The 16,248-nt window shown below is 46.8% G+C and carries 10 protein-coding genes; 5 read left to right on the plus strand and 5 right to left on the minus strand.

The features are described 5' to 3' along the window. The 3 genes from ABW391_RS09470 to ABW391_RS09480 form a co-directional block, all read left to right on the plus strand. Nucleotides 1-720: IS4 family transposase (locus ABW391_RS09470; RefSeq protein WP_353481611.1), on the plus strand; the 720-nt coding region annotated here is incomplete at its 5' end. 226 nt (nucleotides 721-946) lie between these two features. Beyond that, nucleotides 947-1,345: a DUF4258 domain-containing protein gene (locus tag ABW391_RS09475; protein WP_353481612.1), complete on the plus strand. Its 399-nt coding sequence runs from the start codon at nucleotides 947-949 to the stop codon at nucleotides 1,343-1,345. Beyond that, complete coding sequence (locus tag ABW391_RS09480; RefSeq protein ID WP_353480714.1) at nucleotides 1,342-1,575, plus strand: DUF2283 domain-containing protein; 234 nt, start codon at nucleotides 1,342-1,344, stop codon at nucleotides 1,573-1,575. Before ABW391_RS09475 ends, ABW391_RS09480 begins: the two co-directional genes overlap by 4 nt. Nucleotides 1,576-1,866: 291 nt before the next feature. Here the strand turns inward: ABW391_RS09480 and ABW391_RS09485 are convergent, their stop codons facing one another. Together ABW391_RS09485 and ABW391_RS09490 are read right to left on the minus strand one after the other, a co-directional pair. Beyond that, complete coding sequence (locus ABW391_RS09485; protein ID WP_353481613.1) at nucleotides 1,867-4,674, minus strand: TonB-dependent receptor domain-containing protein; 2,808 nt, start codon at nucleotides 4,672-4,674, stop codon at nucleotides 1,867-1,869. A 187-nt stretch (nucleotides 4,675-4,861) separates the two neighbouring features. Further along, complete coding sequence (locus tag ABW391_RS09490) at nucleotides 4,862-6,304, minus strand: MFS transporter (RefSeq protein WP_353481614.1); 1,443 nt, start codon at nucleotides 6,302-6,304, stop codon at nucleotides 4,862-4,864. 567 nt (nucleotides 6,305-6,871) lie between these two features. On the opposite strand from ABW391_RS09490, the gene ABW391_RS09495 reads away from it, so the two are divergent. Further along, the gene (locus ABW391_RS09495) at nucleotides 6,872-8,509 is read left to right on the plus strand and encodes an aspartate:alanine exchanger family transporter (RefSeq protein WP_353481615.1); all 1,638 of its coding nucleotides are present in this window, start codon (nucleotides 6,872-6,874) and stop codon (nucleotides 8,507-8,509) included. Nucleotides 8,510-8,599: 90 nt separating this feature from the next. On the opposite strand, the gene tyrS is transcribed toward ABW391_RS09495, so the two are convergent. Continuing rightward, nucleotides 8,600-9,874 (minus strand): tyrosine--tRNA ligase, encoded by a 1,275-nt coding sequence (gene tyrS / locus ABW391_RS09500; protein WP_353481616.1) that lies wholly within the window; start codon nucleotides 9,872-9,874, stop codon nucleotides 8,600-8,602. A 283-nt stretch (nucleotides 9,875-10,157) separates the two neighbouring features. Between tyrS and ABW391_RS09505 the strand changes: the two genes are divergently transcribed. After that, nucleotides 10,158-12,311: a T9SS type A sorting domain-containing protein gene (locus ABW391_RS09505; protein ID WP_353481617.1), complete on the plus strand. Its 2,154-nt coding sequence runs from the start codon at nucleotides 10,158-10,160 to the stop codon at nucleotides 12,309-12,311. A 288-nt stretch (nucleotides 12,312-12,599) separates the two neighbouring features. Here ABW391_RS09505 and ABW391_RS09510 read toward each other — a convergent pair whose 3' ends face one another. Then, nucleotides 12,600-14,660 (minus strand): S9 family peptidase, encoded by a 2,061-nt coding sequence (locus ABW391_RS09510; RefSeq protein ID WP_353481618.1) that lies wholly within the window; start codon nucleotides 14,658-14,660, stop codon nucleotides 12,600-12,602. A gap of 66 nt (nucleotides 14,661-14,726) precedes the next feature. Beyond that, nucleotides 14,727-16,211: an acyl-CoA synthetase gene (locus ABW391_RS09515; RefSeq protein ID WP_353481619.1), complete on the minus strand. Its 1,485-nt coding sequence runs from the start codon at nucleotides 16,209-16,211 to the stop codon at nucleotides 14,727-14,729. Between the last annotated feature and the right edge of the window lie 37 nt (nucleotides 16,212-16,248).

Below are 16,248 nucleotides of genomic sequence, written 5' to 3' on the forward strand. Positions count from 1 at the left end.
GAAACATTAGGGATAAAAATCGTTTCTGGTCATGAAAATGATGCATGTTACTTAGAAGACTTAAATAATCATTTAACAGAAAAATGTTTATACATAAAAGATTTAGGCTACGTCAATTTGAGTCACTTTGAGCGTATTGATAAGGAGAAAGGATATTTTCTATCTCGTTTCAGAAGTTCAATTAATTGTTACATAAAGGATGAAGCTGGCAACTATGAGGAGGTACAGATGCATGATTTAGTACCCGCCTATGGAGAGAGCAAAGATATAGCTTATATATATATTGGTCAAAAGAAAATAAAAGTCCGTATGGTAATTCAGTCAATACCGGAAGAATTCGTAGAGAGACGTAAGAAAAAAGTGATTCGGAATAATAAAACACATGGTTCAAAGACATTTCATGAGAATACGCTGCTGCTGTGCTACTACAATGTGTATATAACCAACGCAGATGTTTCAATTTTACCAACGGATAAAATAAGGCTTTTATACGCTTTGAGATGGCAAATCGAATTGATATTCAAAATTTGGAAGTCAATTTTTGATATTGATAAAGTCAAACAAATGAATATTTTCCGCTTTGAATGCTATTTATATGGGCGATTGATGGCAATTTTGCTCTTTGAAAAAATCCAAAATCTCTATAGAGACTATTTGTGGGAGGAAGAAGAAGTAGAAATAAGCGAATACAAATGTGCTAAAATTTTAAAAAAAACTTGATGTGCTTCGGGAAGCAATTGAGCACGGAGAGCTGGCGATTTTAATCTTTTTTGAAGCTTTTTTTCAACTTATTGTTAAAAAAGGCAGGAAGGATAAAAGAAAATTACCTGATAAATCTTATAGACCTACACCAAGAGAGTTCATTAATAGCTTAGCCTGACGGCTATGGTCGGAGACGCGGGGATAATGGGAACAAGTCTGGAGACGTTGTTCCAGCGGTAGCGCAATGTTTTTGGTTGGTTTGGAAAGACTCAGGCTAGCGGGTATAGCATTTATTTTAGATGTAGCCCTTAAGAAGGCCGAAACGCGGTTATCAAACTTGATTTTTGCTTTGAATTACTTTACATTTGTTAGCCTAACCTTTAAAATAATGGAGCGTAAACCCTTTATTTTTTCACAACACTTGGAAACACGTCTTCAGGAGCGCAATTTGAAGCGTGAATGGATTGAAGATACCCTTGAAAATCCAGATTCCAAAGAAGAAGTAGAAGTAGACGAAACTCATTTTTTCAAAAGAATTTTGGAAGCCGCAAGCCGCTGCTTGAAGGTTGTATTGAATCCTTTAACGAATATTGTCATTACTGCGCATTTTGATCGCAAGAAAACCAAAAATGACTGCAAATGAAATTTACCTACGATAATGAAGCGGATGCGCTCTACATCCAACTTAGCAATCAGTCAATTGTAGACAGTGAGGAAGTTGAGCCACATGTCGTTGTCGATTACGATAAAAGCGACCAAATTGTTGGCATTGAAATCCTGTATTTTGTACAAAAGCACAAGAATGAGTTATTCCCTGCTTTTAAGGCAATGGAACAAGCAGTTTGGCAAGAGGAATATAAAAAAGTGGGATGAGAATAAGTTAGGATTTTGGTCCGAGCATATTCAACCCCGTCAAGCTGGTATCAAAGAGAGAAAGACTTCGTATACCGAGAAGTAGAAGGCGGAAGGCACGATCAAACGACCTGGGGAAGGGTGATGCCCGAGTTTTTGAAATGGGCGTTTTAGAATTGTAATGTTTCTATACTGAGTGGCATTTTATTTCACGCAGATGTTACACGGATTAAAACGCAGATTTTTTCTGTGTGAAATCTGCGTGAAAATCTGTGCTTCATCTGCGTGAAATGAAAACCCTAAATCAAAACCTTACCGCATCATCCGCATATTCATCTGGTTATTGTTGTTGCTTTTTTGAAAGCCTTTAACCGAGTAGATGAAACTTAACAGGAAGTAACGCGCCAGAGAATTTACATTTTGATCCTGGAATGAGTTCAACTGTACCGTACGGCTGATGCCTTTATTCTGATTCAGGATGTCGTACATGCCCAATTTCAGTTGACCCTTATTGGCTTTGAGGAAATACACCGACACTGCTGCGTTCCAGATGGGAATGTCCTGATTGTAAGCTGCACCCAATCCACGGAATTGGTTGTAATCCAGATCCGTTTCGATGTTGAGTTTGTCTTTCAGGAAAAACTTGCGCACTCCTGCGGTATAGGTGTAGGTATAGTAGTCCTGATTCCGCTCGCTATTGAGGGAGTAAGCCGTGTTGGAATAGTTGACGGTGTAGCCAAGGTTCCAGTCCCACTTCTCTTTTTTCTGGTTGTCAAAAGTGATCCCCGCAGTTGGGTTCATGGTTTTGGTGTTGTTGCGCGCGGCATTGACGAAGGTGATGCCCCAGTTGTAGTTGAATCCTCCCGAGAAGTTAAAGCGCGTTTTCAAGCTTTTGATGCGACCACCGTAATTCAAGCGGCTGATGAAGCGATAATCATCAGAAACGTTGATGGGTGTACGCTCGGTCACCAATGTTTCCAAGTTGATGGTTTGCGCCGTTTGAATGCGGTTGTGGGTATAAGTTAAATTGGCAAAACTGAAGAAGTTCGTAAAATTGAACTGGTTGAAGTGGTTGTAGCGCACCGTAAAACGGTTGCTGTATTCCGGCTTCAAATTTGGATTGCCAATATAAATGCTCAGTGGATTGCTGATGTCCCGTACGGGTTGCAGTTGGGTTACCGAAGGCTCATTGATGTCGGTGCTGTAATCAAAGTTGAAGCTGCGCATTGAACTGAAGTTGTAGCGCAGGCGCAAACTTGGCAGCAAGTTGGTGAATTCCTGCTTGACCGTTTGCTCGCTGGTCAGCAAGTCTCCTTCCAATTTGGCTTGTTGAATGGCCAAACCCGTTGAAAAGTTCAATTTTGGATTGGCAATTCTGAAGTTGAATCCTGCATTGTGGAAGTTGAAATCACTCAGGATATGGTTGGTTTGCGTACGGTTAAGAATTTGCCCGGTTGGGGTTACATCGTATACTTCGCGGTTGTTGTCGTTGCCCCGGTGGTTGTACGAGTAGTTGAGTTCCAAAAACTTGCCGCGTGACAAAGGCTCCGTGAAGGACAAGCGCCCATTGTAGCTCGTACGATCATTGTTGATATTGTTGACTTGGTCGTACAACTGGGTCCGCGTCAAAGCACCATCAGTACCAAAGAATAGGTTCTTGGAAAGGTTGGTCCCATCGGAATTGCCGAAGACATTATTGAGTGCAAACGTTGCGCTGAAATTCCGTCCTTGGCGGCTGAACCGTTTGCGGTACAACAAGGAATTGTTCAAATTCATGTTATCTCCATTTGATACACTATTCTGATCACTGGAGTTGCGTGGGATATTCAATTCATTGGTGGAGAAAGAATTGGAAATTAGGTCGTTGCCATTGTTGCTGAAAGACAGGCGACTGACCACCCGAATTGATTGGGTAGAATCCAACTGGTGATCCAATGTGAAGTTAAGTCGGTGCACATTGCTGCGCTCTTGCTGTTGGGTCGTATCTTTTTGAATAAAAGAAGATTTTTCCAGGAAGTTTTCGGTACTGGATCTTTTATCCGTTTCTTTCTTGAAACCACTGTACAAGTAACTACCATTCAATTTGGTCTTTTTGCTAAAGTCCCGGCTAAAGTTCACCCCGGTGGAGTAAAAAGTGGTAAAGCCATAGTTGCGACCAAAGTTGATGGGAGCATCATTTCCGCCACCACCAAATCCGCCACCACCACCACCAAATCCGCCTCCACCGCCGCCACCGCCGGAAAAGTCAAGGTATTCATTGATGGAAAAACCATTTTTGTTGATGTTGTTGGCCGAAGCAATGAACGACAACTGACCCGTTTTAGAAAATCGGTTGAGGTTGCCACCCAAGTCAAATTGCTTGAGTCCGTCCGCACCCGAACGGCCACCTGCCCCTGCACGGAAATTGCCGAATATGCCATTTTGGCGATCAGGCCGGAGGGTAAGGTTGATGGTTTTTTCGCGCTGGCCGTCGTCTACGCCAGTAAATTCGGCTACGTCGGTCATTTTATCAAATACCTGAATCTTATCGATCGCATCGGCGGGCAGGTTGCGGGTAGCCGTTTTGGGGTCACGGCCAAAAAATTCTTTGCCATTGACCAAAACGCGGGTTACAGTTTCACCCTGTGCTTTTACATTTCCGTCTTTTTCTACTTCAACGCCAGGTAGGCGCTTGAGTAATTCTTCCACGGTGGAGTTGGGTTGTACTTTAAATGCAGCAGCGTTGAATTCCACCGTATCTTTTTTCATGGTCATGGGCGTGCGCTCCCCTTCTACCACGTATTCATTGAGGGTAGAAGTTTGTTCTTTCATCACGATTTTGCCCAGGTTTTTTTCTTTCTCGTCGGCCAGGGTAATCGGAATTTTTTTCATGCCATAACCCAAAAAACTGAGTTGTAAGACGTAATTGCCGGCTTTGACGCCAGTTACCTCAAAAGCGCCTTTGACATCTACAAGAGCAAAGCCACTGAGTAAGGAGTCTTTGGCCTGCAAGATCATCACGGTTGCACCAGTCAAAGTGGTTCCAGTGGTATCTACTACCGTTCCAAAAATTTTGGTTTGAGCCTGGGTACTAACAATGGTCAGGAATAGGGCGCAAACGAGGGTAAAAATGTTCTTCATAAACAGAAAATTAAATCGAGTGATTTCTTTCTGCAAATATACCTGCGCCTTTCCGGGAAAGAAGTTAATCTGCCTTGATATAAGGTTAAAAATTGTTAACGACGAATAGATGGGGCTAATTTTAATGGGTTTTGAGTTGCACACAAGTTTCCTACGATTAGTTTGTGTGCAACTCAAAACTCAACTTCTAAACTACTGCAACCTCATCAGCGCTTTTTACCTCCTTGACGAGGAAGCAAGAAGCCGCTGCACAAACCATACAAACACCCGCTAGAATCAACGCATTGCGCGGATCATCACCCAAAACCGACTTGTAATACAGCGGCACAGTCAGCATGCCGATGAATTGGGGTACACAGATGAAGCCATTGAAAATGCCCATGTATACGCCCATTTTGGCAGATGAAACCGCGTTGGCCAACATCAAATAAGGCATCGACATGATCGAACCCCAGGCCAAACCAATCAAGGTCATGCCGGTGAAATATATCCATTTGTCGTTGCTCAGAATGACACTAAAAAAACCGATCGCGCCGATGGTCAAAAACAACGCGTGTGTTGCCCGCCGACTGCCCAAACTCCTGGAAATGGCAGGCAAAAAGACCGAGATCACAAAGCAGGAAATACTGAACATGGCAAAGCACAAGCTGCCCCAGTTTTTTCCAGCCTCAAATCCAGTAGGGTTGGCATCAGGACTTGGTGCGTTAAAAGCATATTTGGCGACTGCCAAAGACAAATATTGCCACATCAAAGGCAAACCGTACCAGGTAAAGAATTTCACCCACCACAATTGGCGCATCACTTCCGGCATTTCAGAAAGTGAAGCAAGGATTTCTTTGAAAACCGGCAACATCAAAATAAAATACAACCCCACGCCAATGCCTGCTGCCCAGATCAGCGCATTGCTGATTCCGGCCAAACGCCATGCAAACAGGCCCCCAATCAGCGCCGACCCAATGGTAATGGCCAGGTGCCAAAAGGAGATGTTCTTCTTTTGCTCGGCACTGAAGGTGGGCTTGAGTTTATAATCATCGTTTTCTGGTGGATATTCTTTAGTGGTGGACATCGTGAAAAACACCGTCAACAAAATGGCTGCCGCACCGATGTAAAATGGCAAACGCACCGAATCGGGAATGCCATTACTGAAGGTGCCGCCAACGGCCATCGAAATCCCCACCAAGGGTAAAATCAGAGGCATCAAGTTGGAAAGGGTTTGTCCAAATCCCACCATGAAGGATTGCACCGCAAATCCGGTTGGGCGCTGCTTAGGATTCAATAAATCGCCTACAAAAGCACGAAATGGCTCCATCGAAGAGTTCAAACCCGCATCGAGCAACCACATCAAACAAGCGGCCATGAACACCGATTTGGAATTGGGCATCAAAATCATGGCAATACTGCCCACAATTGCACCAATAAAGATGTACGGCCTGCGGCGTCCCCAGGTATTGGACCAACTGCGGTCGGATAAAGTGCCAATGATCGGTTGCAACAGCAAGCCCGTGAGTGGACCGGCCAACCAAAGACCGGGAATGCTGCTTTCTTCCGCACCCAAATAACGGTAAATCGGACTCATGTTGGCTTGCTGCAAACCAAAGCCATATTGAATACCCAGAAATCCGAAACTCATGTTCCAGATTTGCCAAAAAGAAAGATCCGGTTTGTTTTTCACTGTAAAAATTTTGTACGCCTGCTTAACTATCTATGTGTAACAAGCGTTTAGTTGCTAATCTAAGGACTTCAAAAACTATTTGTAATGATATTCAATTTTTCACGAAAAGAAAAATTGTAAAAGTTGCAATGAAAAGGAATGCCATTTTTTACTCCAAAGAATATCTGTTCAGCAGGAGGCATAAAAAAAGAGCGCAAGCACAATGCTCCGCTCTTGTAAGAAATCACCCGACTGTTATTATGAAGGATCTAAAAAGCAATTCATAAGTCGTTAACGAAATTAACAACTTTGTTAAGGAAACCTTAATTCTGAGGGCAATATAGGGCAATTTATGAATACTCACAAAATTTTACCAAAAATTTTAAACGTAGGTCGATTTTTTTGTCGACGCTCGTCATCGCCAATTTAAATTTGGTCGATTTTAACACTTTAACTCCTGGTGATGATTGCAGGAGTAGAACATGATTTTTTATCTCCCTTTCGTTCACCTTGAAGTTGTATTTTGGCTTTCGTAAAAGTAATTACATGATAGAAGCATTGACCTCCAATCCAATTCTGTTGCTCTTTATCGTAGCTGGATTGGGCTATGGGGTAGGCAGCATCAACATCAAAGGCAACAGTTTGGGTGTTGCAGCAGTGCTGTTTGTCGGCCTCTTTGTCGGAAGCTTTAGCCCTGAATTGCGCATTCCCGAAATCATTACCTTTTTAGGACTTTCCATCTTTGTGTATACGGTCGGATTGGGCAGTGGGCCCAGTTTTTTCAGTACTTTCAAGCGCCGAGGCTGGCAGGATTTGATCTTTGTCTTCATCATGCTGACTTTTTCGGCCAGCATTGCAGCGGGTTTGCATTACCTGTTGAAATTTGATGGCAGCATCACCGCGGGCTTGTTTGTGGGCAGCACCACCAATACTCCGGCATTGGCGGGCTTGGTAGACATGATCCGCAATATGGGTCTCGAAGACAGCGTCAGCAAACTCGACGCCGAAAACAGCGTAATCGGCTATTCCTTGTCTTACCCCATGGGCATTCTGGGGCCCATGTTGGCAGTCATTGTGATGCAGAAATTGCTCAAAATCGATTTTCAAAAGGAAGAGCGCGAATTGCGCAAAGACTACCCCGTGCGCCAGGATATCCTCACCCTTACCGTAGAAGTCAACCACGCAGAGGTACTGAACAAATCCATTCGCGACCTGCGCAAAGAACGCGGATGGACAGTCCTATTTGGCCGTTTTGAGCGCGGCGATCGCATGCACCTGAGCTCTTGGGATACTGAATTTCAGTTGGGCGATAAGCTGGCACTGGTTGGCGATCGCGAAGAAGTAGAACAGGTTGCCCATGAAATTGGCACCATCCTGCCGATTCAACTCTCCTACGACCAAACCGAATACGAGACTCGGCGCATGTTTGTATCCAATTCCAAAGTGGCTGGCCTCAAACTGGCCTCCTTGAACCTGAACGAAGATTACGCGGTACTCATCTCCCGGGTGCGCCGGGGCGACATCGACATGATGGCCAATGCGGATATGGTGCTGGAACTGGGCGACCGCGTGCGGGTGATAGGCAAGCGCAAAGACATGCCCGATATCGCTAAATTGTTTGGTGATTCCTACGATGAACTGAGCCAAATTGACTTGCTTTCGTTTGGCCTGGGCATGGCCATGGGCATGATCCTGGGGATGGTCACTTTCCAGTTGCCAGGTGGGTTTGATTTTAAGTTGGGTTTTGCCGGGGGGCCGATTATCGTGGGGCTGATCCTGGGAGGCTTGCGCCGAAGTGGCCCCATCAACTGGTCTTTGCCTTATAGCGCCAATTTGATTTTGCGGCAAATCGGTTTGATCTTCCTTCTGGCGGGCGTGGGCGTCAATTCCGGCCACCAATTTGTAAAAACCATCACCGACGGCGGCATTGGCCTCTGGATTTTTGCCAGCAGTGCGGTGATCAGCATTCTGACTGTATCGGCCACCTTATTGGTAGGCTACAAAATCTTGAAAATTCCTTTCAGTATCTTGATTGGCCTGGTGTCCAACCACCCGGCGATCCTGGATTTCAACGTGCGCCGCAGCAAAAACAAACTGCCCAACGTAGGGTATTCCCTGATGACGCCCATGTCGATTGTGGTGAAAATCGTTTATGCGCAGTTGCTGTATCTGTTGTTGAAATGAGGAAGCCGGTCACTGAGCGTAGCCGAAGTGCTGGTCACTGAGCGTAGCCGAAGTGCTGGTCTTCGGCTACGCTCAGTGACCGACACTTCATCACTCAAAAACCAAAATATACTTATTCTTCTTCCCGTTCTCTACCATCAAATACTTGCCATGCAGCAATGAATCCTCGGCAATCAGGGCTTCGTGAGAACTGATTTTTTCTTTGTTGATGCTGATCGCATTGCCTTGAATGGCGCGGCGTACCTCGCTTTTGGAGGCCAAAATTTGGGTATGCTCAGCCAGCAGATCAGATACGTTGAGTCCGGCAGCAATCAAAGCTTTGCTCACCTGAAAAGAAGGGATCTCTGCCGAAACGGTATCCAGTTCTGCGGCACTCAATGACAACAACATTTCCCGATCGGCATTGCGGCCAAACAACAAATCCGATACTTTGAGCACACTCTGGTAAGCCTCTTCACCGTGAATGCGCTTGGTAAGCTCTTCGGCCAGAAGTCGTTTGAGTTCACGGGGGTCAGCAGCAAATTCCTGCTCGCGGGCTTCGATTTCGGCCTGCGAATGCAAGGTGAAATAACGGGTCAGTTTAGGAAGGTCAGCGTCGTCGGCGTTGATCCAAAACTGGTAAAACTTATACGGCGTGGTCATTTGAGGATCCAGCCAGATGTTGCCTTCTGATGATTTGCCAAACTTGGTGCCATCGGCTTTGGTCAGCAGCGGAGTGGTGATGGCGTACGCTTTTTCAGCCAGGTTGCGGCGGATGAATTCGGTGCCAGAGGTAATGTTGCCCCATTGGTCGGAACCGCCCATTTGCAGGATGCAGTCGTGTTTTTTAAACAAACACTGAAAATCGTAGCCTTGCAGCAATTGGTAACTGAACTCGGTGAAGGAAATCCCCGATTCCAGGCGATTTTGCACCGAATCTTTTTGCAGCATGTAGTTTACCGTCAGGGTTTTGCCCACATCGCGCAGAAAGTCCAGCACGTTCATGCCACTGTAAAAATCCAGGTTGTTGACCAGCATCGCGCCATTTTCTCCTCCAAAATCGAGCATTTTTTTGAATTGCTCGATTTGATGCGCCAGGTTGTTGTCCAGCTCATCGGTCGTTTTGAGGTCGCGCTCTTTGTCTTTTCCGGAAGGGTCGCCAATGCGTCCGGTGGCGCCACCCATCAGCACAATGGGTTGATGGCCACTGAGCTGAAACAATTTCAACAACATGACCTGCACATAATTGCCGATCGTCAGCGATGGCGCTGTTGGATCAAAACCAATGTACCCGGCTATTTTGCCCGCATTCAATTTTTCTTCTATGCCATCAATTTTGGAATGTAACATTCCACGCCATTGCAGTTCTTCCAGAAAATTCTTCATCGTTTTGGATTAAATCGGCGCAAAAATAGCCTTTTGTAGGTGAATTATTCGCCTTTTGCAAGGAAGTAACAAAAGAATTATGTGCCGAAAATGAAAAATCCTGTATCTTGCACAAAATTTAGAAGGGGAAATTGAAACCCTTTTTAATGACTTTTCGTTATTCAAGCTGTGCTTCAAAAAATAATTTGAAAACAGTTTACTTTCTCTCCATTCCATCAGGTAAACATTTTTTCCTCCCACCCGGTATCAGGCCATTAATAAACAGTTACAATTCAATCGAGTTATGCTCAATTTGACTCAACCGTCCTTGCGTAGACGGAATGCCATGAATGCATCCCATTTGTTATTATTGGCAATGTGCTTCGGCCAGTTTACCTGCCTGCAAGCCCAAATCAACAAGAATTGGTGGCCCAAAATGCCTCCACCCAAAGTGCACAATTACGACATTTGTTTCCCGGCGGATGTACAAAGCAACACCTGCGTTGCCCCAACCAACATCCCGGGTGTACAGACCATTGAACTGGGTGACGACAAGCTGGCCGTCAATGTGACCGACAAAATTTACCGCACCAGTGCGGATGCCTGCTACAAAATCTTCCGCACCTATACGGTCATGAACTGGGCGTTGTACAATGAAAAATGCCAACTCGATCCGATGTCGAATCCAGTGATTGTAGATCGGGACGAACCCGTTCTGGATGGAAAATTCGGCGAAGGCGTTTGCGTTTTGGTGCGCGGAAACGAAGCCTACTTCAGCCGGGATCGGGTAATTTCTAACGATGACCGCAAGATCACCCTGACTCCGATTTGTCTTGACAATGGTGGTTTTCACTTCCGGGCATTCATGTACACCCAGGTCATCAAGGTGTACGACGACGTGCGGCCAGTGGTAACGGTGCCTACTTTGCCCAAATTCTCTACTTCCCTCACCTCCTGCAAAGGAGCAATTGAAGTAACTTTTCGCGCCAGCGACAATTGCTCGGATCAGGTAAGCCTGGAAGTGCCTTCAATCATGATTGCGCCGCTGCAAACCATCAGCCCAAGCGCCATCCGCATGCCAGCCAACTTCGACGCAAAATGGTCTTGGAAAGACAATAAAAATGGTACTTTCACCATCAAAATCGCCAATTTGCCTGAAGGCAAACACGATTTAATTGTGGTGGTGCGGGATCAATGCGGCAACTTGTCGCTGCCTACGCGAATCCCTTTTGAAATCATCGACAACAACGCGCCTTCTCCAATTTGCAAACAAGGACTGTCTTTGAGCCTGATGGCTGACGGCCAAGGTGGCGGGGTCAATACCGTGTGGGCAAGCGATTTTGTAGCCAGTCCAGCTTACGATTGCAACGGCCAAGGGCCGGAAACCAACAAGGATGGACTGAAAAAGATCACCGTTTATTCCATCAATCGAGTAGGGGAGACCCCCAAGCCCAGTTCTACTTCGCTGACTTTTACCTGCGCAGAAGCGGTTCAAAAAGTGGACGTAGAGCTGCATGCCTGGGATGCACTGGGCAATCATGCCTACTGCGTAACCTACATTCTAGTACAAGACAATCGCCGCATTTGCCCAATTCCTCCTGGCATCAATGGTTCGATCGTATCCGCATTGGGACAACCATTGGAAAAAGTTGGATTGCTTGCCACCCAGGGGGACAGCATTCACCAAACGGAAACCAGTCGGAACGGCAGCTATCGTTTTTCAAACTTACCAGAGGAATCGAGCTACACCGTACGCCCTTGGAAAAAAGACCAGGGTACTGATGGAATTGGCACGGTTGATTTAAACCTGCTGCTGGAAATGTTGCGTGGCAAATTGGATCAATTCAGCGCTTACCAAATCCTAGCCGCCGATGTGGATCAAAACGGAGAAATCAATGCAGACGATTTTGGTAAATTGTTGCAAATCCTTTACAAGCGAGATTCCTTCCCCGGTGGAAATTGTTGGCGTTTTGTGGATGCCGATCACAAATTGTCGGTTTCCTTAAAACCGGGAGCATACCCCGATTCCGTTTGGGTCAAAAACCTGGAAACCGGGGTAATCGCCAATTTTGTGGCCTTCCGACTCGGTGACATCGATGGAAGCTACAACTCCAAGTCTCAAAAATCATTAACCAGTGATGAATTGCTGGACTTGAGCGCTTTTGACCTCAAGCAAATCAAAAAGAACCTGAATCCAGGGCTCATCCTAGGACAAAACCAACCCAACCCTTTCCAGGACGAAACCACCATCAATTTCCACTTGCCTCAGGCCGGATTGGTTGATCTGATGGTATGGGATGTACAGGGCAAATCGATTTACACATCCTCCAATAACCTGCCCAATGGCGACCACCAATTGATCTTGGATTCGGAGCAGTTGGGCAACGCCAAAGGGGTGTTTTATTATACGCTGAGAACGGCGTTTGGAACGGAGACTAGGAAGATGTTGCGGTTTTGATTGAATGACGAGTTTTTCGAGTGATGAATGACGAATGGTTGGATCCTGTGAGGGTTGGCCATTCGTCATTTGTTGTTTAGAGTGTTTGGGTTTGAACTCAACCCCGAAGGGGTGACAGGATTATAGCAGAATAATCACGTTTATCCCATTAAGAGAAACCCTGAAGGGGTGACATTATAAAAAAAAGTTGAGGTGGGTCAAATAATGTCACCCCTTCAGGGTTCAAATACATCCTCATGCCATTTTTTCTATAATCCTGTCACCCCTTCAGGGTTGAAAACCGCGTTCCTATTCCACCGCCTTCCCCGCCAGATCCAGCAAGAAAGTCCATTCCCGTGCCGTTTCCTTTAGTCTGGCAAAACGCCCGGAAGCACCACCGTGTCCTGCTTCCATATTGGTATGCAGCAGCAAGGGATGTTGATCGGTTTTGAGCAAGCGGAGTTTGGCCACCCATTTGGCGGGTTCCCAATATTGTACTTGTGAGTCGTGTAAGCCAGTGGTGATCAGCATGGCTGGATAGGCTTTGGGTTCCACATTGTCGTATGGCGAGTACGACTTCATGTAGTGGTAGTATTCTTCCTCGTTGGGGTTGCCCCATTCGTCGTATTCGAAGGTAGTGAGCGGAATGGTGTCGTCCAGCATGGTGGTTACCACATCCACAAAAGGTACCGAAGCAACCACACCTTTCCACAGGTCGGGTCGCAAATTGACCACTGCACCCATCAGCAAGCCACCAGCGCTGCCGCCCATGGCGTATAGGTTGCTCGAATTGGTGTAGCTGTTGGCAATCAGCCATTCTGCACAATCAATGAAATCGTAGAAGGTATTTTTCTTGTGGAGCAGTTTCCCGTTTTCGTACCAATGGCGACCCATTTCTTCGCCGCCCCGGATGTGGGCAATGGCGAAAGCAAAACCCCGATCCAGCAAACTCAGGCGTGAAGAGCTGAAATAAGGTTCCATGCTGTATCCGTAGGAACCATAAGCATACAACAACAAAGGTTGCTGTCCATCCATTGCGAAATCGCGGTGGTACACAATCGAAATCGGCACCAGCGCTCCATCACGGGCTGTAACAAAATGGCGCTCCGAGCGGTAATTTTCTTTGTTGAAACCACCCAGTACCGGCTCTTCTTTCAGCAAGGTGAAAGCCCGGGTTTGCATGTGGTAGTCAAAAGTGGAATTAGGGGTAGTCAACGACTGGTAACCAATGCGCAGCAAATCAGTATCCGACTCAGGGTTGGTACCCACATAAGCCAGGTAAGCCTCTTCGGCAAAAGGGATGTAATGCTCGTTTTGGCCCGTCCAGGTGCGGATCCACAATTGGGTGATGCCCGCTTTGCGCTCTGAAATCACATAGTAATCCTTAAAAAACTCCATGCCTTCAAACAGCACATCGTCGCGGTGAGGGATCAACTCTTGCCAATGCTCCTGAGTAGTTGCCGTTTCACCGCAATACATCAGCCGGAAGTTTTTAGCCTCCAGATTGGTGCGGATGTAAAAGCGGTCGCCGAAATGATCGATGTCGTATTCCAGGCCGCGTACCCGGGGGGCAAAAATTGTAAATGCCGCTTCCGGCGTTTCCGCATCCAGGTACAAATACTCCGCAGAGATGGTCTGCTGCGAGCCAATCACGATAAATTTTTTCGACTTGCTGATGCCTACGCCTAGGTCAAATGTTTCGTCGGCTTCGTGGAAGACTTCTACGTCGGCTTCAGCGGCGGTGCCAAGTTTGTGGCGAAAAATCTTGTAGCCACGCAGGGTTTGAGGGTCTTTGGCGGTATAAAAAAAGTGAGTATTGTCTTTGGCCCATACCGCAGCACCAGTCGTATTGGGTATTTCATCGCTTAGAAATTCCCCCGTTTCCAGATCGCGAACCCGGATGGTGTAAATGCGGCGACTTACCGTATCCTGCCCAAAGGCCAGGTAGCGGTTGTTGAAGCTTACATTTTTGCTGCCGATCGAAAAATAGCTGTGGTCTTTGGCCATTTCGGGCATGTTGAGGATGATTTCCTCAGGGGCATCCAGACTGCCTTTTTTGCGGGTATGAACAGGGTATTCAGCGCCTTCCTCGAAGCGATTTTGGTACCAATAGCCATTTTCAAAGTAAGGAACAGATTGGTCGTCTTGCTTGAAACGGGCCACCATTTCGGTGTACAGATTGTCTTGAAAGACCTGCGTATCAGCCATCGCGGCCTTGGTATAAGCATTCTCTGCATCGAGGTACGCGATGACTTCGGGGTTTTCCCGATCGTTGAGCCAAAAATAATCGTCGATGCGTTGGTCACCGTGGGTGACGAGTGTTTTGGGATCGCGCTTCGCTAGAGGCGCAGCAATGTTGGTAGTTGTCATTAGGCAATTGTCGTGTGGGGGGTAAAAATACTCAACTCCGTCAAGATGATCTGCTTTAATTTTTAATCAAGGATTGAACAGCACTTTCACATCCTTTTTTGTCACTTTCCCCATCGCATTTCTGGGCAATTCCTCCAGGATCAAATACTGCCGGGGCACCCGATACGCAGGCATTCTTTCGCGCATCCAACCGTTCAGTTCCTGGAGGTCAATTTCGGATTTGGTGACCAGGGCTGCGGCCACTGTTTCGCCCCATTCTTCGTTGGGCAGGCCCACCACCGCACAATCAAGGATGACCAAATGAGTACGCAATACTTCTTCAATTTCGAGGGCAGAAAGTTTATAGCCACCCGATTTGATGATGTCCATCGAGGTGCGCCCCAGAATGCGGTAATACCCGTTTTCCACAATCGCCGTATCCCCGGTCATGAACCAGCCATCGGGGGTGAAACTTTGCGCCGTTGCCTCCGGGCGTTGCCAGTATTCCAAAAAAACGGTATCGCCTTTGATCTGGATTTCACCTACTTCGCCTTCCGCTAGCTCATTTTGTTGCTCATCTACCAGTCGCACCTGCACTCCAGGAAGGGGCTGCCCGATGTAACCTGCCCGGCGTTCGCCGCGGTAAGGATTGCTGATGGCCATGCCAATTTCGGTCATGCCATAACGCTCCAGCAAGCGATGGCCACTGATTTTCTCCCATTTTTCCATCACGGATACAGGCAAAGCTGCCGATCCGGAAATCATCAAACGAAAAGCCAGCAGTCTTTTACGCAATTGCGTTTGGGTTGCAGCATCCAGGCTTTCCACGGCTTCAATCAACTTAAAGTAAATGGTCGGCACAGCCATAAAGACGTTGAGGTTGCCGTGCAAAAACAAGTCCAACACTTTTTTGGCGTCAAAATGGGGCATAAATTCCACCGTACCCCCCGCCCACAAAGTGCAGGAAACCACGTTAATGATGCCATGCACGTGGTGCAAAGGAAGGATGCAGAGGGTATGGTCGGATGCACTGTATTCCCATGCCTGTAGCAGGGATTCGATTTGGGCTGCGATGTTCTGATGGGTGGTCACCACGCCTTTGGGCAAATTGGTGGTGCCGCTGGTGTACAGGATCATGGCGCGGCGGGCCAGGTCAATCTCTGGCAAATTCCCTTCGAGTTGTGGCCTGTTTTCAGTCAAAACAATCAAGCGCAAGCCTTTTTCACGCGTATACTCTCCTAAAATGGATTCAAACTCTGGCGAAACCACCACGATTTCGGCTTGGGTATCTTCCAGAACGTATTGTAGCGATGGCAATGGATAGCTGATGCACAAGGGTACGGCAACGCCACCAGCCTTCCAAATGCCCCACTGGGTACTGACGTAGTCAAAACCCGGTTTGACCATGTAGGCTACCCGCGCTTCGGCCAGATCAGTCTGTGCCTGCAACAATTGCAGGGCGAAACCCTCTGCCGCTTGCAGCAAATCTGCGTATGAATAGGTTTGATTGTCGGAAAGGATGGCGGTGCGTTCTGGATGGGTTTCGGCGTAGTTGAAAATGGGCAGTGGCATGATAAAATTGTGTTGTTTTAGTGGAATTGATTTCTCT

The sequence above is a fragment of the Haliscomenobacter sp. genome (assembly GCF_040403615.1).
GTDB lineage: Bacteria > Bacteroidota > Bacteroidia > Chitinophagales > Saprospiraceae > Haliscomenobacter.